Source organism: Kushneria phosphatilytica, assembly GCF_008247605.1.
Classification (GTDB): domain Bacteria; phylum Pseudomonadota; class Gammaproteobacteria; order Pseudomonadales; family Halomonadaceae; genus Kushneria; species Kushneria phosphatilytica.
This window is the reverse complement of record NZ_CP043420.1, coordinates 1,407,403-1,428,743: the sequence shown is the minus strand read 5'-3', so window position 1 is coordinate 1,428,743 and position 21,341 is coordinate 1,407,403. Positions and strand designations below refer to the sequence as shown.

Here is a 21,341-nt window from a genome sequence, read left to right as displayed (position 1 = left end):
GGCTCAGGAAAGCGAGTCCGTCGAATCATTGCGCAGCCGCTCGATCAGTGGAGCATTGGTCTGCAGTAGTGATTGCAAGGCAGCAAGATACGCCTCACCGCGAATCGAATAGTTATTCAGCTCAGGGATCAGCGCCAGTGCTGTGACACTGCGGTGTGTTCGACGCAATTCCGCGCGCTTCTGACGAAACTGCTCATAGCCGCGATGGGTATTGAGATTATCCAGATAAGCACGTACAGCCTCACCCACCGATTCGAATGCCTGATAACGTCGCCCCGAACCGCGCTGAGCCATACCGCAAGCATTCGCAAAGCAGCGAATGCCGAAGAGATTGTTTCCCTCGCGGGCAAAACGCGATGTACCCCAGCCTGACTCTTCAACCGCCTGAATCAGCACCAGCTGCATGGGCACTGTATCCACATGGGCCAGCAACTGCGACCAGTTAACGGCAGCGGGTGCCGGACAAGACAGCCCATAGCGTTCACAGATAGTCGAAAGCCGGTGACGTTCGCGGACACTCCAGCGCCGCTGATGGCGCACGTTCTGCAACCACTGACGCTCCTGAGCGATCTCGGCGTTCTGCTGCTCGATCAAAGGAATCATCAGACTGAAAAACGCGATCTTGCGTTCTGGCCCCGCTTGATGTTCACGCAGGTCGGGCATCTGCATACCGGCTTCGCTCGCTCGGCTCTGCTCGACTCCGGCGAACAGGCAAAGGGCAGCGGCGAACAGCATGGCAGCAAAGACCCGAGCACTCGACGATTGGCTCATCGGGTCGGACTCATGTCAACTGGACCGGACAAGGCTACCAGTAAAATGAAGGGAAAGCAGCGCAATTTTCACGAGAAGCGCCGAATTGCACCGAATATCCACAATTGTTCAAATCAGCGAAAACCTTTCCGATCATAAAAAAGCGGCCCGCCTGAGCGGGCCGCTGTGGCAGGAACAGCAGATAGCGGACTCAGCCTGCCAGCATGGTATTGAGCCGTTTGATATAAGCGGCCGGGTCATCCAGCTGACCACCTTCGGCAATGATGGCCTGATCCAGCAGCACCCGCGCCAGATCATTGAAGCTATCGCCTTCGGTTGTCTCCAGACGTGTGACCAGTGCATGCTCCGGATTGAGTTCAAGTATCGGCTTGACCTCGGGCAGGGGCTGGCCTGCCGCCTCCATCAGACGGCGCATCTGATAGCCCATTTCATGCTCGGGCAACACCACACAGGCTGGAGAATCAGTCAGCCGGTGCGTTACGCGCACTTCCTGAACATCCTCACCCAGCACTTCCCTGATACGGGCTACCAGAGATTCCTTGGCCTTCGCTGTCTCTTCCTGGGCCTTTTTCTCTTCTTCGCTGTCAATCTCACCCAGATCAAGATCGCCCTTCGCCACATCCACGAAGGATTTGCCATCGAATTCGGTCAGATGCGTCATCAGCCACTCATCAATACGATCGGAGAGCAGCAGTACCTCGATGCCCTTCTTGCGGAAGATCTCCAGATGCGGGCTGTGACGCGCGGCGTTGAAGCTGTCAGCAACGATGTAGTAGATCGACTGCTGCTGCGCCTGCATGCGTTCGATATAGTCCTGCAGTGACTGATCCTGAGTAGTACTGTCGGTATGCGTGGTGGAGAAACGCAGCAGGCCGGCAATTTTCTCGCGATTGGCGTGGTCCTCGGCCGGGCCCTCCTTGAGTACCGTGCCAAACTGATTCCAGAAGGTCTGATAGGCTTCCGGATCCTTCGCCAGCTTGCCCAGCATATCGAGCGAGCGCTTGGTCAGCGCACTCTTCATCTTTTCGACTTGCGGGTCCTGCTGCAGTAACTCTCGCGAAACGTTCAGCGACAGATCATTGGAATCGAGTACACCCTTGACGAAGCGCAGGTAGAGAGGCAGGAACTGCTCGGCGTCATCAAGGATGAATACGCGTTGTACATAGAGCTTGAGTCCACGTGCCCCCTCACGCTGGTAAAGATCGAAAGGTGCACGTTCAGGTACATAGAGCAGGCTGGTGTATTCAAGCTTGCCCTCGACCTTGTTATGGCTCCAGGTCAGCGGATCACTGAAGTCATGAGCAATATGCTTGTAGAACGCCTTGTACTCATCGTCACTGATCTCCGACTTGGGTCGGGTCCACAGCGCCTGAGCTTCATTGACCGTCTCCCAGGTGATCGTGGTATCGGTCTCGTCTTCACCCTCCTGCACCGTCGGCATGCGTACCGGTACTTCAATGTGATCGGAGTACTTGCGCACCAGATGCTTCAGACGATGCTCATCAGCAAACTCGACCGCGTCTTCCTTCAGATGCAGGACAATCTCGGTACCGTGCTCGGCACGCTCGATCTCGGCAATGGTGAACTCACCTTCGCCGCGCGAACGCCACTCGACACCGGCATTGTGTTCGGTGCCTGCCAGACGGGTACGTACCACGACTTCGTCCGCTACCATGAAGCCGGAATAGAAACCAACACCGAACTGACCGATCAGTCTGGCATCCTTCTTCTGCTCACCTGATAACTGCTGCAGGAATTCGGCGGTACCGGAACGAGCGATGGTGCCAAGATTGGAAATGACATCCTCACGGCTCATACCAATGCCGTTGTCACGCACCGTAACCGTTTTGGCATCCTGGTCGTATTCGATTTCGACGCGCAGTTCGGGGTCACCCTCGTAAAGGGCATCGTTGTTCAGTGCCTGATAACGCAGCTTGTCACAGGCATCGGCACCGTTGGAGATCAGCTCGCGCAGGAAGATTTCCCGATTGGAATAGAGCGAGTGGATCATCAGGTTCAGAAGCTGCTTGACCTCGGTCTGAAAGCCCAGTGTCTGCTCTTGAGCGGTCGTCATCGGTGTTCTTCCCTTATGGCGTTCACGGATGAAAGTTTGTCGCCGGTCGGCACGAGGCGCTTTCGCGCCTCACCTGATGGCGATGTGTCATCGGTTATGGGGGAAAGAACGCGAATTTCAAGGGCAGGACGGCTGGTGCCGGCCACCCATGCTCACTGATATGAAAAAGCGTTCAACCGGGAGTGCCGGTGCCATCGCGGGCCTGACGCCAGCGCCGATAATCATCCAGCTCTTCATCCAGCTTTGCCAGTAACCAGCCCCCAATGACAATGTCGTCGATCCAGCCCCAACCCAGCAGAAAATCGGGAATCAGATCCAGCGGCGAAACGATATACAGCAACGCCACCGACATCAGCACCACGGCTCGTTTCGGCAATGGCCGATAATCGCCTCGTTGCCAGTCGCGCATCATCGGAAAAAAGGTTGTCAGCGCCCTGATGATCCGCCAGTAAACACGCCCTCGCCCTTTCACCAGTCCGATCGGATCAAGTTTCCTCATCCGTGACCTCCACAATAAGCATGCCTATCGACAGGATTTTTCCGTCGCATTTCTTCAAGTCTAGACACTATAAAGCCGATTGTTTCTCATGCGAGGATAAGCAGCGCTCATATATCAGCGAGCGCACCGGCATACGCGAAAGCATCCGTTGCACCGTTGCCACGTACTGCAGCGCTACAAGCTGCATGATTATGCTGTTGGCTGTCAGGAGATCCCGGGTGAGGCTGAATACGACCTTATGCATTGGCTGGCTGATGGGGGTCATGACATTACTGACTGCCTTGCCCGGCCAGGCGGATGATACCGAACTGCGTCAGGCGTTGAACGCCGCACGTCATCAGCAGTGGAATCGCATCAATCACGCAGAAATTGCTGATCATGTGCTGGAAGGCTACGTGGAATATCATGAATTGAAGTCACGGCTACCCGGGGTCGACCCGGCTGCCGTCAATGAATATCTCCATCGTTTCAACGACTCACCCCTGTCAGCATGGATGCGTGGCGTAGCCCAATCGGCCTACGGTCGCGCAGGCCGGTTCGACGCCCTGCTGGCCGTCAGTGATGGCCCACCGGACAGCACCGAGCGGCAATGCTGGTTCTATCGCGCGCTGCTTGATCGCGACCCTGAACGTGCTGCCATGGGCGGGCGTCGCCTGTGGCTCAATGGCCACTCTCGGCCGGATGTGTGTAATCCGCTGTTCGATCGCCTTCGCGCCAACGGAGGCATCGATGCCGATGATATCTGGGCACGTATGCTGATGGCCTGGAAGGCCGAGAATGATTCGCTGGTCAGTTATCTAGAAAAAATGCTGCCGGATAGCTGGCAGACGGCAAGCAATCTCCTTGACCGGATTCGTCAGAACCCGGAAGCGCTGCTCTCGGCTACCCATCAGCTTGAACACAATGACAGCGCCGCCAGCACCCTCTACACCGCGACCTTCTATCGTCTGACCCGCGACGACCCGGCTCAGGCGCTCGAACTCTGGCAGCGGGTCGATTCCACAGCGCCTCTGAGTGGCGAACAACGCCATGAAATCGAACATGATCTGGCTTTCTACTCGATGGTGCGTCATGTCAACGAAAACGCCAACTGGACCGATACTGCCATCACCCGTCTTGGGGATCAGGACCTGCTGGAACTGCGTACCCGTCATGCACTGGTCGAGCAACACTGGGGCAGCGTCGTCAAATGGATCGAGCAGATGGCCCCCGATGAGCGTCGGGATGCCCAGTGGCAATACTGGCTGGGGCGTGCCCGTCAGCAACTCGGCGATACCGCATCGTCCCAACAGGCCTGGCAGGTCGCTGCCTCCCAGCGCAGCTTCTTTGGCTTTCTTGCGGCCGACAGGCTCTCGCAACCCTATGAGCTGCATGGTCAAAAGCTCACGATCGCGCCATCCGATCTGCAGGATGCTGCGCAGTTGGGACCGATACGACGAGTACGCGCGCTTTATCGGATCGACGAACCCGGTCTGGCCCGGGCCGAATGGTATTACCTGATTCGTCATGCTGCGGATGCCCAGATCCCCACGCTGGCACAATATGCGCTCAACCAGCACTGGTACGATCTGGCCATCTATGCCGCCATTCATGGCGATCAGTGGAATTCGCTGAACTGGCGTTTCCCTGTCGCTTTCGAGCAACAGTTCGAGCACTGGGGCAACCAGCGTGATATTGATCCCTGGCTTTTGATGGGCGTCGCTCGCCGGGAAAGCTCATTCAACCCGCAGGCCCAGTCGCCGGTAGGGGCTCGAGGATTGATGCAACTGATGCCGGGTACTGCAGCGCATGTGAGCCGTCAACTCGGTATCGACTATACCGGTGTCGACAGTCTTGAACAGGTCGACCACAACATTCGTCTGGGCAGTGCTTATCTCAAGCAACTGATCAAGCGCTATCAGGGCAACCGGGTCGCCGCCATTGCCGCCTATAATGCCGGGCCCGGTAATGCGGATCGCTGGTTGGCAAGAGGCCCCCTGCCGCTCGATCTGTTCGTGGAAAGCATCACCTATTCGGAAACCCGCGCCTATGTCAAAGCCGTATTGAGCTATCGGGTCATTTTTGCTGCCGAACACAAGGGCACTACAAAAGGTATTTCAATGTTGACCCCGAATGAACGCGATGCGCGCTATGGGGTCACCATGACGCCCTGACTGGAATGACACCATTGCAGCATGCCAGGCCGGGAACAGCGCATCCAACGCGACCCGGCCCCTGCTCCAATACCCTCGACAGGATATTTCCAATGCTGCAAGAGTTGTCAGCGCGCTTTGCGACATGCAAAAAAGGACAGGGGATTCGCCTCGGCCCGCCGCAGTGACACCCGAGACGAGAACTCGTCAAATGATCAGTGCAATCCAGGCAAGCCCTATAAAGGCAATGCCCAATGCAATGATCATCACCAGACCATCACGCGCCACCATGCCCAGCGCAATCAGTAACAGCGTGGCACTGGGCAGTGCAGCAGCGAAGGGCACCAGCTCCAGAGGTGCCATCGAGAGCCCCAGCAGAACCACCAGAATGGCGATGATGCGTTCGACCGCAGGCTGATCGATGAAAGAGAGCCGTGGCTTGAGCAGGCGATCCAGGCGAGTGGTGAACGGACGCGCCTTCTCGATGGCTCGATGAAATCGTTGCTGTCCGATCGATACTTCCCGCAATCGGCGTGGCAACCAGGGTGAGCGCCTGCCGAAGACCTGCTGGATCGCCACCAGCGCCACGAACAGCCCGCAGGCCGTGGGCACACCCGGTAGTGGACAGATCATGGCCAGCATGGCCGGCACCACCAACAGGGGCGCAAAACCACGCGAAGCAAAGTTTTCCACGATATCGCCGATGCTGACGGTGTCACCACTGTGATTACGGTCCAGCGATTCCAGCAGCTCGGTCAGTTTTTCCGTTTCACTCAATGTCAGGCTCCATTCGAACTGCAGGAAAGCGGATGGTATCCATTACGTTGAGGCATGGGTTGCTCCGTCACCGGATTGATCGCCGACCGGTTCTTCGCGCTCATCAACGCCCGCACGCTCTTCAGCTTCGATGAAAACCCGCTTGACGTCAGGATGTGCTTCCTTGATCGCCCGGTCCACCTGCATGATCGCCTTTTCCAGCGACTCGGCCGTCAGATCCCGGCGAAAGCGCACGCTCAAATTGACGAGAATGAAGTTGGGGCCCATATGCATGGTCAGTACTTCATTGACCGCCTCAACGACCCGACTCTCACCGGCGGCACGACGGATATCCTCGACCACATGCTGATTGGCACTCTCACCAATCAACAACCCCTTGGTCTCAATGGCCAGCCATACCGCGGTACCGCCAAGAATCAGCCCGATCAATAGTGATGCGATGCCATCAAACATGTGAACGCCGGTCAGCTGCGACAGAAAGACGCCGAGCAGCGCGATAAACAGGCCAAGCAGCGCAGCGGAATCCTCGAACAGCACTACAAAGCGCGAAGGATCCTTGCCCCGTCGCACCGTCTCGACATAACTCCATTTGCCTTTGGTCTTGCGCACACTGTTCAGTGCAAAAAGCCAGGAAGCGCCTTCGAACAGAATGCCAAGTCCCAGTACGACGTAATTCACCATGGGGGAACTGATCGGCTCCGGCGCCATGATGTGCAACACGCCCTCGTAAAGAGAAACGCCGGAACCAATGGCAAAGATCAGAATGGCAACGACAAAGCTCCAGAAATACACCTCCTTGCCGTGTCCAAACGGAAATTGCGGACTCGGAGGTTTTTTGGCGCGATGCATCCCCAGTAGCAACAGCACCTGATTGCCGGTATCAACCACCGAGTGGATACCCTCGGAAAGCATGGCGGCGCTACCGGTAATCGCGGCAGCAATAAACTTTGTCAGGGCAATCAGCAAATTGCCCCCCATGGCGGCGTATACGACCGCCTTCGATTCCGATGCCATGTCAGACGTCCTGTGTCTTGTTGGTAAAATTGGTACAAGCGCCCATGAGTCGGGCGCTGCATTCCCTGCTAGTAACCCTGTTCACGTAGATGCTGCATGGACAGCTGATCGTTGAGCGTCCAGAAATCATAGAGCACACCAATCAGAAACAGGCCGCCCGTGAGCAGATAAAGAATGCCCGTGATCCATTTCCCCATGTACATGCGATGCACACCCAGCGTGCCAAGGAAGGTCAGCAAGACCCAACTGATGGTGTAACTGCTGCGACCAGCCACGAAGCGTGTATCCGCTTCACGATCCATCGACGGAATCAGAAATAGATCAATCAGCCAGCCGATGAAGAACAGCCCCAGGGTAAAAAACCAGATGGTGCCGGTAATCGGCTTGCCATAATAGAAGCGATGCGCCCCTAGAAAACCGAACAGCCAGAGCAGATAGCCCAGCAACACATTGTGGGTATCCGAAGTCTTGGTCACGGTTGTATTCAAATCCCGGCCCTCGGTCATGCCTGTGTGGATCATGGCGCTGAGTGGCAGCCTCCACGACGTATGCCCCGTCAATGGGGATGATAGTGCTCGGGTTCAATTCATTCAGGGCAGCGCATCAACGGAAAGTGACATTCCCATCAGCCCGGAAATATCACTGGATTGATAGGCAGGACGGAAACCAACCCGCTCATAGAGTCGTCTGGCAGGATTATCGGCAAAAACCTTGAGACGGAATGTCCGGGCGCCCAAAGAGCGCTGGCGAACAATCCAGTCTTCCAGTGTGCGCTTGCCAAGGCCGCGTCCACGCCAGCATTCGATCAGATGAAGCTCTCGCAAGTGATGAATGTCTTCATGAGCATCCCAGGCGATCAGACCAACAGCCTCACCCTGCTGCACCAGAATCGCTTTTTCGATTCGGCGCCACTGCTGACGGAACAGCTGCTTGCTGAAGACCATCTGACGTGCCCGCCAGTAAGGCGCCATGGTGCTTTCCACCAGCCGCTGGGCAAATCGGGCGTCAGCCTCGGAGGTGGCCGGACGCCAGTAGTCCGGCCAGAATGGCATTTGAGGAAGTTCGCTCACAGCACGCCCAGCTCCCGTAATCTTTCCTCAAGATATTGCCCTGCCGTATACCGGGATGAAAGAGCAACCTGGGGGCGAGGATGCAAAAACAGCGGAAGTGACAATCGTGGATGTTGCCGAGCTTCTCCAGTCGGATTGACGACCCGATGAGTAGTGGAAGGATAGTAGCCACCCGAGGCTTCCTGCAGCATATCACCGACATTGATGATCAGCTGACCGGGATCGCAGGGAACCTCGAGCCACTCGCCTGAACGGTCCTGAACTTCAAGCCCGGCCTGATTGGAAGCCGGCAGCACAGTGATCAGGTTGATATCCTCATGGGCAGCTGCACGTACCGCACCCGCTTCTTCGCTGCCACTGAGTGCAGGATAATAAAGAATCCGCAGCAGCGTCTGCTGACTGTCATGGATCATGGAGGAAAGCGGTTCACTGAACTCCCCTGCTACCGATTCAGGCGTACAGGCCTCGATCCAGCCAAGCAGCTGCGCAGCCAGTTGCTGTACCTGCTGATAGTAGGTCTCGATATCCGGGCGCAATTCAGGCGGCACCTTGCCCCAGGGGAAGACATGATAATAGGCCTTCAGATCACGTACCTGCTGCCCTTTGGCCTTTTCCGAGACATCGGGGGGGAAATAACCATCCTGGGTTACCGGGTCGAAACGCCAGTCAAGACACGCGTCACTTTCAAAAAAGTGTTGCCAATCCCGATAGATACGATTAACCAGAGTCTGCGATACAGGGTGGTTGCGAATGACACCGAACCCGGTTTCACGCAATGAGCGGGTGAATTGTTGTGCAGCTTCAGCGCTTTCATAATCGACGTTCTGGACCTGCATGGACTTTGCCTCTAATGTATTCTCGTAGGCATATTAGCCGGTGTACGCGGGATGCAAAATTAGCTTGACGCTCCCCGGGCACTGGCGCATGCTCCTTCGCGTAGGTTTGCAGGCAGGATGTCGTCAGCTACGGTCGATTTTTCGATTTCCGAGCGTCAGTCCCCTGAAAGCCCAACGCATTTTTCGGGCCACGGCTCGGCTTTATCGTCAAGACAGCAAGGAAATCGACAATGGCAACCGGTACCGTCAAGTGGTTTAATGACACCAAGGGATACGGCTTCATTTCCCCGGATGATGGTGGCGACGACCTCTTCGCGCACTTTTCCGAAATTCAGGCTGAAGGCTTCAAGTCACTCCAGGACGGCCAGAAGGTCTCCTTCGAGGTGACTCAGGGCAAGAAAGGCCTTCAAGCTGCCAACATCAAGGTTATCGACTGAACAATTGTCAGTCTGAATGACCGATCCAAAGCCCGCCCTTCAGGCGGGCTTTTTAATGTCCGATATTCCAGCCAACGGCTATCGGATATCAAAAGACCGCCCCGGACAATACGAGGCGGCCAATGGTCCATTCAATCAACACGATCACTGGCTGCTGGTAGAACCAGTACCCTGTTGCTGATCATCTTCATTACCCTGATTCATTCCATCCGAAGTGGATGCACCATTATCGTTGGAACCTTCGGCATTCATGCTGTCCTCATTCATGCCGTTCATGCTGGAGCTGGTGTCATCCGACATCTGACCGGAGGTACCACCTGAACCCATCGATTCCGGCTGATTGGAGGCAGAGTCACTGTTGTCCATGGAGTCGGAAGTGCTACCGCCCTGTTCACTACCGGTACCCTGAGAGCTCTGCTGCTGAGACTGGCTGGTCTCGTTGCCGCCGGACTGCTGCTGGTCGTCGCTCTGATCATCTCCACCGCCGCAACCGGCCAGGCCCAGCGCCATGAAAAAGGTAGTACCGACAATCGCCAATGTTTTCCTGCTCATTACATATCTCCATGATAGCGGATCGACATTTGACCCATTGACTCCCTGTGCTGATTCATTCCAGCAAAGCCATCCGAGACATGCAAGCTGAAGCTTATCAGTAACCTGGCTACTTTCCGATGTCTTCATGCCAAAGCTCGGGACGCTCACGAATGAAGCGCTGCATCAGCTCGATACAGGTTTCGTCCTGCAGTACATCCACGGTAATCCCAAGCGAACGCAATCGCTCCTCGGCACCAATGAAGTTGACGTTCTCCCCCACAATGACGTGCCGAAAGCCATAAAGTTCAATCGCCCCGGAACACATCACACAGGGCGAAAGCGTCGTATAAAGACGACTCTCCCGATAAACGGTTGCCGGCTGTCTTCCGCACTGCTCCAGTGCATCGATTTCACCATGACGCGTCGCACTGCCCTGCTGTACTCGCCGATTATGTCCGCGCCCGATAATCTGTTCGTCATGAACGATGACACAACCAATGGGGATGCCCCCCTCTTCATAACCTCGACGCGCCTCATCGATGGCCGCCTGCATGAATCTATCCATTTATGGCTCCTGATCTCTCCTGCAATCACACCGCACGGTTTCGATGACCGAGTAGCGGGCACTCTTCGGGAAGGATAACGGCAATCGCCCCGGGACGAATGCTGATACTCATCTGAGTGAACTCATGCGCCTCGCCATCCAGGTTAACCGGCAATGCTCGGCGGCTATCGAACTGCATTGAGGTCAGCTGGTAATAACGCACCACGCTGCCCTGGTCGGAAAGATGGTTCAGTTCCCGAATGGCCTGACCGATCCGCGACAACGGAAAGGACTCTACAGCCAGTACATCCAGCAGGCCATCATCGAGCAATGCCCTGGGCGCCAGTTCCTGGCCCCCACCGGCCTGTCGTCCGTTGCCGATTGAAAGCACAATCAGTGACGCCTCTACATTCCGATCGGACAGGATCAATCGACCTTCAAACGGCTGAAAACGCCAGGCACGCATGGCCCCCACCAGTGAATAGGCACCCCCGCCCAGCATCTTCTTGAGTTTCGGCGGGGTAGTGCTGGTCACCCTGGCACCAAAGCCTCCTGAAGCCAGATTGATGAAATAAAGGTCATTGATACACCCCACATCAATATTGAAGGCCTCGCCATCGGTGGCCAGCGACAAGGCATCCATGGGGGACAGCGGGATACCGGTACTGGTGGCAAAATCATTGGCCGTACCCATGGGGATGATCCCCATTTCCGGGCGTTTTTCCACGGGATGCCGCATCAGGGCATTGACGGCTTCATGGAGTGTCCCGTCCCCTCCACCGATCGCGATACGCCTGATGCCCTGCTCCACCGCCATGCCGATAAACTGAACGACATCATCACCGGATTGCGTTACACGAAGTTCGATTGCAACGCCCGATTCCCGGGTTCTTCTGATGGCATCCTGGAGGCCGGGGTCATCAGCCGCCTTGCCATTGATGATCAACCAGATGCTCACGCGTATTCTTCTCCCTGACCGGCCTTGCTATTGGTATATCCGTTACCATGGCGCCAGTACCACGCCCTCTTTCATTCGGATGTGGTGCCATAACGACATGTACCATGTCGATATGCAGCTGAACTTGCCATACCGACATTATCATGGCATTCATGGCGACTGATGCCACCGATGGATTGCTTCAGATGATGGAACCCGATTTCGACGATGTCTGCCGTGCAGCCCAACGCCTGCAAGGGCAGGCCCATCATACGCCGATATTGACCAGTCGAACCGTCAATGAGCGCGTCAGTGCTGAAGTTCTTTTCAAGGCCGAGCATCTCCAGCGTATCGGAGCCTTCAAGTTCCGCGGCGCCTGGAATGCCATTGCCAGACTGGATGAGCAGCAGCGTCGCCGGGGCGTGCTGGCCTACTCGTCAGGCAATCATGCGCAGGCAGTGGCGCTTGCCGCCCGGGAGCAGCAGACCACCGCCACCATCGTCATGCCGGAAGATGCACCGCCCGCCAAACTGGCAGCGACCCGTGCTTATGGCGCTCGGGTAGTGCTCTACGATCGTTACAACGAGGATCGCGAAGCGATTGCCAGTGATCTGGCAGAGCGTGAAGCACTCAGCCTGATTCCTCCCTATGACCATCCCGATGTCATAGCCGGCCAGGGGACGGCCGCAATGGAACTCTTTAAGGAGGCCGGCGAGATTGACACTCTGCTGGTTTGCCTGGGGGGAGGCGGCCTGCTGGCGGGCAGCGCACTTGTCGCCAGGCAGTTATCACCGCATTGTCGACTCATCGGCGTCGAACCGGAAGCCGGCAACGACGGCCAGCAGTCCCTGGCGCGCGGGGAAATCGTGACCATTCCAGCACCCCGCACCCTGGCAGACGGGGCTGCCACCACGCATCTCGGTCACCTGACCTTTCCCATTATTCGTCGTGAGGTCAGCGACATTTTAACGGTCAGTGATACTGCCCTGACACGCACCATGCGCTTTTTTGCCGAACGCATGAAGCAGTTCGTCGAACCGACCGGTTGCCTGGCGGCGGCGGCTCTGCTTGAGGGTCTGATCGACGTATCCAACCAGCGAGTCGGCGTGTTGATCAGCGGTGGCAACATCGATCCCGATCGCTACGCTCGACTGCTGACAGAACAGGCATAAGAGTTACCCTTGAAGTACTCGCTCGTCTGCTGTCAGATGCCGCAAACGCTTACTCACTGCGCTCCCCGAGGCATAGCACCATCAGTGGACTGACCGTGTCATCAAATGCCTGACGAAACTCCGGTGCATGTTCCTCAATACCCGCAACACAGACAGCAGCCAGGGCCATCGTCTCTGCCATCAGCAGCACATTCTGCATCGCGGCACCGGCCTCCAGGTGAGCAAAGCGTGCCCCGCGTTCTGCACCCTGATCAGCGAAATGCAGATTCATCCTGCCAGTATCAGCGCCAATCAACATCAACGCTGGAGCCTCATTCAGCCAGGGCTGCGCACCAACCCCCAAACGCTCGACATGAAAATCAGCGCCCAACGGCAGCGCTTCCAGCCTGTTCTGATCGGTATGGTAGCGATAGAGTCCATGCGACATCCCCTCGACATGCGTACAATAAGTCGCCACGCTCAGTGGATAGCAAGCATGCGCCGAAGGGGTGGTGCGCCCTCCTTTACTGGTAGCGCCCTGCGCTGACCAGAGCAGACGTATCAGATGACTGGCAGCAAGCGGGGAGGCACCAAATGTGCGCCGACTGCATCGCTGATCCAGCATCGATACCAGCGAGTCAGCCGCCCATGAATCAGGCGAGGTGGTGCACGTCATCTGGCTTCTCCCTGTGGCGTTTTTAATTCATTTTCGAATAACAGCATTATCATTTATACCTTTTAATTCGAGGGGCCAATCGCTAGCATGCATTTTCCCGCCCCGGGGACGAGATGAGGAATAACCCGATGTCGCAAGGCCCCCTACTCGATACCAACAGTCCCCTGAGCGCCGACCAGGCGCAACGCCTCAATGAGGTGCTGCAAGGTCTGGATGGCCATCAGATGACCTGGCTGAGTGGGTATCTCGCCGGACTCGGCGCTTCAGGAGCGCACACCCCGGTGGAGGCGTCAACTCAGGCCAATACCGCCAGCTCAGCGCCGGAAGTCGTGGTGCTGTTCGGCAGTCAGACCGGTAATGCCGAGGGCGTTGCCGAGATGGCGCGCGATCGTGCCAAGGCTCGTGGTTTCGAAGTGCGCTTCGCCGATATGGCCGATTTCGGCAAGAAGGAACTCAAGGAGCCGCTCAACCTGATGGTCGTGGTCAGCACCCACGGCGAGGGTGAGCCACCGGACCCGGCGATCGGGTTTCATGAGCTGCTCAACGGCCGCAAGGCACCAAAACTGGAAGGCTCCCGGTTCACGGTACTCGGACTGGGTGACTCCAGCTATGATCAGTTCTGCCAGATGGGCAAGGATTTTGATGCCCGCTTTGCGGAGCTGGGCGCTGAGCGCTTCCTCGACCGAGTCGATTGTGATGTCGATTATGAAGATGCCGCCGAAGCCTGGATCGAAGACGCTCTATCGAAGCTGGGTGAACTGACTGGCGGCGCCAGCGCCGCTGCCGCGGGCACATCGCAAGCCCCGGCAAGTACCGGTGGAGAAAAATCACAATGGTCGAAGCGCAATCCCTTTCATGCGGAAGTGCTCGATGCCGTGTTGCTCAATGATGATGGTTCCAGCAAGGAAACACGTCATATCGAGCTGTCACTGGAAGACTCCGGACTGGTCTATGAGCCCGGCGATGCCGTCGGTATCGTACCGCAGAACGATCCCGATTATGTCGATGAACTGATCGCTGCGCTAAGTCTTGACGCCGAAAGCGAGCTCGGCGAAGGGCGGCAGTTGCGTGAGGCACTGCTCAGGGACTTCGAAGTCACTACACTGACTCGTCCCTTCGTCGAGAAATGGGCTGAACTCAGTGATAATGCCGAACTGAGGCGGTTACTGGGTGAGGATGCCCGTCAGGAATTTCGCGAATGGAGCTACGGCCGTCATATCATTGATGTGATCGAGCAGTTCCCGGTCGAACAACTCGATGCTGCCACCTTCATTCAGGCGCTACGCAAGCTGCCTCCGCGACTTTACTCGATCGCCTCAAGCCACAACGTCGATCCTGATGAAGTACATCTGACTGTCGGCGTGGTGCGCTATGAATCGCTGGGACGCTCCCGCAATGGCGTCACAACCGGCTATCTGGCCGATCATGTCGAGCCGGGGGATCGCATTCCGATCTACATCGATCACAACAAGAACTTCAAGCTGCCGCACGACGATAATACGCCGATCATCATGGTTGGTCCGGGCACCGGGGTGGCGCCTTTCAGGGCCTTCATGCAGGAGCGCGAAGAGCGTGGCGCCCAGGGCAAAAACTGGCTGTTCTTCGGCGACCAGCACTTCCGTACCGACTTTCTCTATCAGAGTGAATGGCTCGACTGGCGTGAAAAAGGCCTGTTAAGCCGCCTGGAAGTAGCCTTTTCACGTGATCAGGCAGAGAAGATCTACGTTCAGGATCGCATGCGTGAACATGGCGAAGAGATTCACGCCTGGCTTGAGGAAGGCGCACATTTTTATGTCTGTGGCGATGGCGAACGCATGGCGGCCGACGTTCATCAGGCCCTGCTGGATATCATGCAGCAGTATGGCGGCCTGGATGAAGAAAGCGCTGCCAATCATGTGCGCGAACTACAGCAGTCAAGGCGCTACCAGCGAGACGTATACTGACCATGACCGATATCATCACCAAACTCCGTGACATCTCGTTTGATGAGCTGCATCCCAACGAGCGCTTGAAGTTCGACAGCAGTTATCTGCGCGGCGGTCTGATGGCTGGAATGAATGACCGAGCGACCGGCGCTGTCTCCGAAGCCGATACCCAGCTCACCAAGTTCCACGGCTTTTATCAGCAGGACGATCGTGATGTCCGTAACGAACGCCGTCAGCGCAAGCTGGAGCCGCTCTATTCCTTCATGGTGCGCTTGCGCCTGCCCGGCGGCCGTATCAGTGCTGCCCAGTGGCAGACACTGGATGACGTTGCCACCCAATATGCCAACGACACATTGCGCATCACGACGCGTCAGACCTTTCAGTATCATGGCGTATTCAAGGAAAATCTGCGCGCGCATCTGAAAACGGTCAATGACGCCATGATCGATACCATCGCTGCATGCGGTGATGTCAATCGTAACGTAACCTCGACGGCCAACCCGCACCTCTCGGCCGTACACCACCAGGTATATGAACTGGCTGGTGAGATCAGTGCTCACCTGCTGCCTCGCACGCGTGCCTACCACGAGATTTTTCTCGGCGAGGAACTGGTGGCCGGTGGCCTTCAGGAGGCAGAAGAGCAGGAGCCGCTCTATACTCGCCACTACCTGCCTCGCAAGTTCAAGATCGGTCTGGCGATTCCACCCGATAATGAACTTGATGTCTTTACCAACGACATCGCCTTTGTGGCCGATGTTGATGCGCAGGGACAACTCAAGGGCTTCAATGTGGCCGTGGGGGGTGGCATGGGTACCACGCATGGAGAACCGGCCACCTACCCCCGCATGGCCACCGTTATCGGCTACTGCACTGTCGAGCAGACTGTGGATGTCGCTGAGAAAATCATGCTGGTACAGCGTGACAATGGCAATCGCCATGACCGCAAGAATGCGCGCCTGAAGTACACGGTCGATGCCATGGGTGTCGATCACTTCAAGGCCGAAGTCGAAAGCTACCTCGGCTACGAGCTGGACGCGGAGCGCCCATTCGAGTTCAACTCGACCGGGGATCGACTGGGCTGGCACCAGGGCGAGGACGACCAATGGCATTATGGTCTGTTCATCGAGAACGGTCGTATTCGCGACTATCCGGTGGACAATCCCATCCACGCCGGCATGAATATCAAATCCGGCCTGCGTGCCATTGCAGATATTCACGATGGTGACATCGTTCTGACCACCAATCAGAACGTGATCATCACCTGCGTGGCCGAGTCAAACCGGGAAAAGATTGACGCTATCATTGATCGCTATCACATGGAGCGGTCGGTGTCTCCCTTGCGTCAGCACTCGATCGCCTGTGTGGCCTTCCCTACCTGCGGGCTGGCGATGGCCGAGAGCGAGCGTTATCTCCCGACCCTGCTCGACAAGCTGGATGGCGTCATGAAGGATGCCGGGCTGGAAAATGATCCGATCGTTATCCGCATGACCGGCTGCCCCAATGGCTGTGGTCGCCCTTTCATGGCCGAGATCGGTTTTGTGGGCAAGGCCATCGGCCGTTACAACCTCTATCTGGGGGGCAATGACACCGGTACCCGACTCAACAAGATGTATCGGGAAAACATCGACGAAAAGACCATTCTTGAAGAGCTTACCCCCCTGCTGCACCGCTATGCCGGTGAACGCAAGAGTGGTGAATGTTTCGGTGATTTCGTGATTCGTGCCGGTGTGATCAAGGCAACCACTCAGGGGCTCGACTTCCACGACACCTGAAGCCACCTTTCCAGCGACCATTAAAAAACCCCGACCATCATGGTCGGGGTTTTTTATTACAACCCGCCGCTCATGGCTAGCTGAACCAGGGCTCCGGTTGATCGGCATAGGCCGCTTCCAGCCAGGCCGGATAGCGATCACTGCGCCCCCATACCTGATAATGCAGCCGCGACAGCATGACCGGATCATCCAGCAGGAGCAGACGATCCTTGTTGGAAAGCCCTTCGGGACCACCGACCAGGGCATGGCGAACCTGCGCCTGACGGCTGGACTCAATGGCTTCCGAATGTCCATGACGCGCTACCCCCATCGCACAGGCCAGTGCATTGTCGATGGGATTGACCACACTCTCGATAAAGCCTGGTGCCGGCGGACGGCGCTGCGCAAAACGAACGTTGTGTCGCGTCGAGCGAAGCTCACGTGGTGTCCGGGCCTCTTCGGGAATCAGAAACATCCGTATACGACGGGCGCCCAGTCCCAGTCCAACCTTGCTGGTCATTACCGAAACGGGAATCGACAGCATCAGCGCGCCAACGATTGGCCACAGCCAGAGCAGGAACAGTGGATCAAGCCAGAGAACGAACAACGTCCAGGCAATCCCCAGCAGGGTCTGACCACCATGGCGTCGGGCAGCTTCACGCCAGGGTGTATCGCTGCTCTCGCGATCGGGCGACTTCCACTTCACTTCGATACCCAGCAGCGCCATAAGCACAAAACGGGTATGAAACAGCATACGTACCGGCGCCAATAGCATGGATACCAGCGATTCGATAATCATCGAGAGCACGACTCGGGCACTACCGCCGTAATCGCGAGCTCCCTTGATACAAATCAGCAGCACACTGAGGATCTTGGGCAGAAACAGCAGCGTCATGGTGGTAGAAAACAGCGCTACAGCCCTGCCAGGATGCCACTCCGGCCAGCTCGGAAAGAGCTGCATGGGTTCAGTGAAATACTGTGGCGTCGTCATGGTATGCAACGCCAGCAGCGTGGTGGATAGTGCCAGAAACAGAAACCAGAGGGGCGCCGAGAGATAGGACATTACGCCGGTCAGGAACACGGCCCGGTGCACCGGGTGCATGCCGCGGACCAGAAACAGCCGGAAGTTCATGATATTGCCCTGACACCAACGCCGATCACGTTGCAACTCATCGAGCAGATTGGGCGGCATTTCCTCGTAACTGCCCGGCAGGTCATAGGCAATCCAGACGCCCCACCCGGCACGACGCATCAGTGCAGCTTCGACAAAGTCGTGCGAGAGAATCTCCCCGGAAAGCGACCCCTTGCCAGGCAGCGGCGCCAGCGAGCAGTAATACATGAAAGGTTCAACACGAATAATCGCGTTGTGTCCCCAGTAGTGCGACTCACCCAACTGCCAGAAGTGCAGCCCTGCAGTAAACAGCGGACCATAGACGCGAGTGGCAAATTGCTGCATGCGCGCATAAAGATTGGTCCCTCCGGCCGCCATCGGCGCCGACTGAATGATGCCGGCATCCGGATTGGCCTCCATCAGCTGAACCAGACGTTTGAGACAGGAACCGCTCATCACGCTATCGGCATCAAGTACCACCATATAGCGGTACCTGGCACCGAAGCGGCGACAGAAATCATCGATATTGCCGCTCTTGCGCTTCACTCGACGCTGACGGCGCCGGTAGAAGATGCGGCCGAATCCCCCTACCTCACGGCAAAGGCGCAACCACGCGTGATTTTCCTCAACGGCCAGATCGGGATCGTAGGTATCACTGAGTACGTGAAATTCGAACCGATCACCGTAACCGGTACGCTGCACCGATTCGTAGGTCGCCTTGAGACCGGCAAAGACTCGCTTGACGTCTTCATTGCAGATCGGCATCACAATGGCGGTACGCGCCTCTTCGCCGATCGGCTCATCCCCGGCAGCAGAAGCCGAGATACTGTATCGGTCACGCCCCTTGAGCAACTGAAAGAAGCCCATGAGCGCTGTCCAGAAACCGGACGAGACCCAGCAAAACAACAGTGCAAACAGCACCAGCTCGACCACTTCCAGCAGACGCGCCCCCTGATAAGGCAGCACCGTACTCATGTACCAGGCTGCCATGGCGCTCTGAGCCAGGGTCAATATGACCAGCGTCCAGCGACGTATCGAGCCCACCATCTGCCAGCGTGGCTGACTCGGGGCTTCAGGGCCGCTGCGCTTGCGCTGACGACGCTGACGGGTGCCACGACGCAGCTGAATCCCTTTCGCAATACGCTTGAACGGGCTGGTCGTCCAGGGTTGTGGGGCAAGCGGCGTACGACTGATGGGCGGCATGGTTTTCAGACATACCCGCCCACTGCGATCACTGGTGAGCACTTCCGGCGGGGCCAGGGGCTGGGAACCATAGGCCAGTTCCAGCCGGCGCAGCACCGAAGCACTGGCCGGATCATCCTGAACCACTCGGCCACCGCCGAGTTCAGCGTGCACCTGTTCAAACGACAGATCCTGCTCGGCCATGCCAAGCAATTGGCGTCTGTCACTCAGGCTGCGGGTCCCGAGCGCGAGGCGCTCGAGATAGGTCCGCGCCGGGCTGCGGTAAGAGTCCTGATCAACCATTGGCAGGCAGCGTGTAGCTCCATGTTTCAGTCAGCGGCTGATCCTGACCATTGCGTAACAACGCCCGGATATCGACCGGTTTGGAAGCGTCCTTCGCCTTGACGCTCAGTTTGAGTCGATACCCACCCATGGCAGGATTGGGCTCAACACTCGAACGCACCAGATTGCCATTATCACCGAGAGTGACATCGGCCTTGACCCCATCATTATCATCAAGTGATTTCATTTCAGGGCCAACAAAGTCCAGCACGAACATGGTGCTGTCGTCTGTCTTGCGGACCAGATTATCCTGTCGAGTCTCACCCTGCGAGCGACGTGCCTGAGCCACCCATCCCAGATCAGCGGTGTGATAGCGCGCTTCGTTTTTGGTCCAGTTGATGCGGTAATCGAATTCAAGGCCCTGATCGGTCGGCAGATCACCGGTCGGGCGCCAGTAGGAGACGATATTATCGTTGGTTTCATTGGGCGTGGGGATTTCGACCAGCTCTACCTGCCCCTTGCCCCAGCTCCCCTGTGGCTCAATCCAGGCACTGGGCCGCAGATCATATCGATCCTGCAGATCCTGATAACCATCAAACTCGTGATTGCGCTGCATCAGTCCGAAGCCACGCGGATTATCGGCCGGGTAGGTCGACACCATCAGTTTCTTCGGATTCATCAGGGTATGCCACAGCCAGTCACCCTGGGCGGCATTGACCAACAGCCCATTGGAGTCATGGATGGCAGGTCGGAAGTTGAGGCTTTCACTGGGCTGAGCCGGCCCATACAGGTACATGCTGGTCAGCGGTGCAATACCCAGCTTGGTTACCTGACGGCGCAGGAACAGCTTCGACTTCACGTCAACAACGCTATCCTGACCGGGACGCAATACAAAGCGATAGGCACCGGTTGCGCTCGGCGAATCCAGCAGCGCATAGATGGTCAGATACTTGTCGCCCTTGTCGGGTTTGACCACCCAGAAGGTTGTGAAACGCGGAAACTCCTCTCCCGAGGAGAGTGCCGTATCAATGGCCAGCCCGCGAGCGGAAACACCATAGCGTTGATGTGCACCGACAACCCGGAAATAGCTGGCGCCAAGAAACGCCATGACTTCCTGTTTGTTATCGGACTGCAACGCATAATTGACCTTGAAACCGGCATAGCCCAGGTCATCAGGCAGACTCGAAGGATCGATCCCGGAATTGCCAAAATCGAACTGCTGCGGTTCATAGTGCAGTTTGCTGACATTATCACCAACCACTTCGTTGATGGTCACCGGCAGATCGTAGTGCATGCCTTCATGAAAGAAGGCCAGATCGAAGGGCAGCTTGTCACCACGCCATAGCGAGTACTGAGACTTGAATTGAACCTGGGAATATTTCTGATACTGCAGGGTCTTCAATGAATCCGGCAGATTGCTCTGGGGAGCATTATAGCCCTGATCCGCCAGTGATTTGGCTTTCTCGGTGACATCGTCAAACCCGAAAGCGAATACGCTCTGGGCGGAAATCAGTGTCATGAAACCGAGTGCCAGCGCTGCGTAGCGTCGAAATGGCGAACCATCCCTGCGAACAAGTGTCGGGGTGGAAGTTACGATCACGGGCAGGTTCCTCATTAACATCCTTGAAGCAGCCATTT

At 56.8% G+C, this 21,341-nt stretch carries 19 protein-coding genes; 5 read left to right on the top strand and 14 right to left on the bottom strand.

Annotation, left to right across the window (positions count from 1 at the left end; genetic code table 11):
• Positions 1–3: 3 nt before the first annotated feature.
• The 3 genes from FY550_RS06360 to FY550_RS06350 form a co-directional block, all read right to left on the bottom strand.
• Positions 4–771 carry a protein bax gene (locus FY550_RS06360; RefSeq protein ID WP_084387953.1) on the bottom strand — a complete coding sequence of 256 codons (768 nt, stop codon included), beginning with the start codon at positions 769–771 and terminating at the stop codon, positions 4–6.
• A gap of 190 nt (positions 772–961) precedes the next feature.
• Positions 962–2,845, bottom strand: coding sequence for a molecular chaperone HtpG (gene htpG / locus FY550_RS06355; RefSeq protein ID WP_070976815.1), 1,884 nt, complete (start codon positions 2,843–2,845; stop codon positions 962–964).
• Between the two features lie 172 nt (positions 2,846–3,017).
• Positions 3,018–3,344: a YkvA family protein gene (locus tag FY550_RS06350; protein ID WP_070976811.1), complete on the bottom strand. Its 327-nt coding sequence runs from the start codon at positions 3,342–3,344 to the stop codon at positions 3,018–3,020.
• Positions 3,345–3,607: 263 nt separating this feature from the next.
• Here FY550_RS06350 and FY550_RS06345 point away from each other — a divergent pair, with 263 nt between their 5' ends.
• Positions 3,608–5,497, top strand: coding sequence for a transglycosylase SLT domain-containing protein (locus tag FY550_RS06345; RefSeq protein ID WP_233350287.1), 1,890 nt, complete (start codon positions 3,608–3,610; stop codon positions 5,495–5,497).
• Between the two features lie 186 nt (positions 5,498–5,683).
• On the opposite strand, the gene FY550_RS06340 is transcribed toward FY550_RS06345, so the two are convergent.
• The 5 genes from FY550_RS06340 to FY550_RS06320 all read right to left on the bottom strand — a co-directional run bounded on the left by FY550_RS06340 (position 5,684) and on the right by FY550_RS06320 (position 9,173).
• Positions 5,684–6,253: an exopolysaccharide biosynthesis protein gene (locus FY550_RS06340; protein ID WP_070976805.1), complete on the bottom strand. Its 570-nt coding sequence runs from the start codon at positions 6,251–6,253 to the stop codon at positions 5,684–5,686.
• A 42-nt stretch (positions 6,254–6,295) separates the two neighbouring features.
• Positions 6,296–7,267, bottom strand: coding sequence for a cation diffusion facilitator family transporter (locus tag FY550_RS06335; RefSeq protein WP_084387951.1), 972 nt, complete (start codon positions 7,265–7,267; stop codon positions 6,296–6,298).
• Between the two features lie 68 nt (positions 7,268–7,335).
• Positions 7,336–7,743, bottom strand: a complete 408-nt coding sequence (locus FY550_RS06330) for an NINE protein (RefSeq protein ID WP_233350286.1) — start codon at positions 7,741–7,743, stop codon at positions 7,336–7,338.
• 114 nt (positions 7,744–7,857) lie between these two features.
• Complete coding sequence (locus tag FY550_RS06325; protein WP_139148627.1) at positions 7,858–8,337, bottom strand: GNAT family N-acetyltransferase; 480 nt, start codon at positions 8,335–8,337, stop codon at positions 7,858–7,860.
• Positions 8,334–9,173 carry a 2OG-Fe(II) oxygenase family protein gene (locus FY550_RS06320; RefSeq protein WP_070976795.1) on the bottom strand — a complete coding sequence of 280 codons (840 nt, stop codon included), beginning with the start codon at positions 9,171–9,173 and terminating at the stop codon, positions 8,334–8,336. Before FY550_RS06320 ends, FY550_RS06325 begins: the two co-directional genes overlap by 4 nt.
• Positions 9,174–9,403: 230 nt before the next feature.
• Between FY550_RS06320 and FY550_RS06315 the strand changes: the two genes are divergently transcribed.
• Entirely contained in the window at positions 9,404–9,610 is a 207-nt protein-coding gene (locus FY550_RS06315) for a cold-shock protein (RefSeq protein WP_070976792.1), read from the top strand.
• 144 nt (positions 9,611–9,754) lie between these two features.
• Here FY550_RS06315 and FY550_RS06310 read toward each other — a convergent pair whose 3' ends face one another.
• The 3 genes from FY550_RS06310 to yegS form a co-directional block, all read right to left on the bottom strand.
• Positions 9,755–10,162: a hypothetical protein gene (locus FY550_RS06310; RefSeq protein ID WP_149054427.1), complete on the bottom strand. Its 408-nt coding sequence runs from the start codon at positions 10,160–10,162 to the stop codon at positions 9,755–9,757.
• A 109-nt stretch (positions 10,163–10,271) separates the two neighbouring features.
• Positions 10,272–10,709, bottom strand: coding sequence for a nucleoside deaminase (locus tag FY550_RS06305; RefSeq protein ID WP_070976785.1), 438 nt, complete (start codon positions 10,707–10,709; stop codon positions 10,272–10,274).
• A 25-nt stretch (positions 10,710–10,734) separates the two neighbouring features.
• Positions 10,735–11,646 carry a lipid kinase YegS gene (gene yegS, locus FY550_RS06300; RefSeq protein ID WP_070976781.1) on the bottom strand — a complete coding sequence of 304 codons (912 nt, stop codon included), beginning with the start codon at positions 11,644–11,646 and terminating at the stop codon, positions 10,735–10,737.
• A gap of 143 nt (positions 11,647–11,789) precedes the next feature.
• Here yegS and FY550_RS06295 point away from each other — a divergent pair, with 143 nt between their 5' ends.
• The gene (locus FY550_RS06295) at positions 11,790–12,797 is read left to right on the top strand and encodes a threo-3-hydroxy-L-aspartate ammonia-lyase (protein WP_233350285.1); all 1,008 of its coding nucleotides are present in this window, start codon (positions 11,790–11,792) and stop codon (positions 12,795–12,797) included.
• A 49-nt stretch (positions 12,798–12,846) separates the two neighbouring features.
• Here the strand turns inward: FY550_RS06295 and FY550_RS06290 are convergent, their stop codons facing one another.
• A complete protein-coding gene (locus FY550_RS06290) occupies positions 12,847–13,452 on the bottom strand; it encodes a nitroreductase family protein (protein WP_070976776.1) in 606 nt (201 codons plus the stop codon).
• A gap of 128 nt (positions 13,453–13,580) precedes the next feature.
• On the opposite strand from FY550_RS06290, the gene FY550_RS06285 reads away from it, so the two are divergent.
• Positions 13,581–15,395: an assimilatory sulfite reductase (NADPH) flavoprotein subunit gene (locus tag FY550_RS06285; RefSeq protein ID WP_149054426.1), complete on the top strand. Its 1,815-nt coding sequence runs from the start codon at positions 13,581–13,583 to the stop codon at positions 15,393–15,395.
• 2 nt (positions 15,396–15,397) lie between these two features.
• A complete protein-coding gene (locus tag FY550_RS06280) occupies positions 15,398–17,149 on the top strand; it encodes an NADPH-dependent assimilatory sulfite reductase hemoprotein subunit (protein WP_070976773.1) in 1,752 nt (583 codons plus the stop codon).
• Positions 17,150–17,225: 76 nt separating this feature from the next.
• Here FY550_RS06280 and mdoH read toward each other — a convergent pair whose 3' ends face one another.
• Positions 17,226–19,724, bottom strand: coding sequence for a glucans biosynthesis glucosyltransferase MdoH (gene mdoH / locus FY550_RS06275; RefSeq protein WP_149054425.1), 2,499 nt, complete (start codon positions 19,722–19,724; stop codon positions 17,226–17,228).
• Positions 19,717–21,303 carry a glucan biosynthesis protein G gene (locus FY550_RS06270; protein WP_233350284.1) on the bottom strand — a complete coding sequence of 529 codons (1,587 nt, stop codon included), beginning with the start codon at positions 21,301–21,303 and terminating at the stop codon, positions 19,717–19,719. Before FY550_RS06270 ends, mdoH begins: the two co-directional genes overlap by 8 nt.
• Positions 21,304–21,341: the final 38 nt, after the last annotated feature.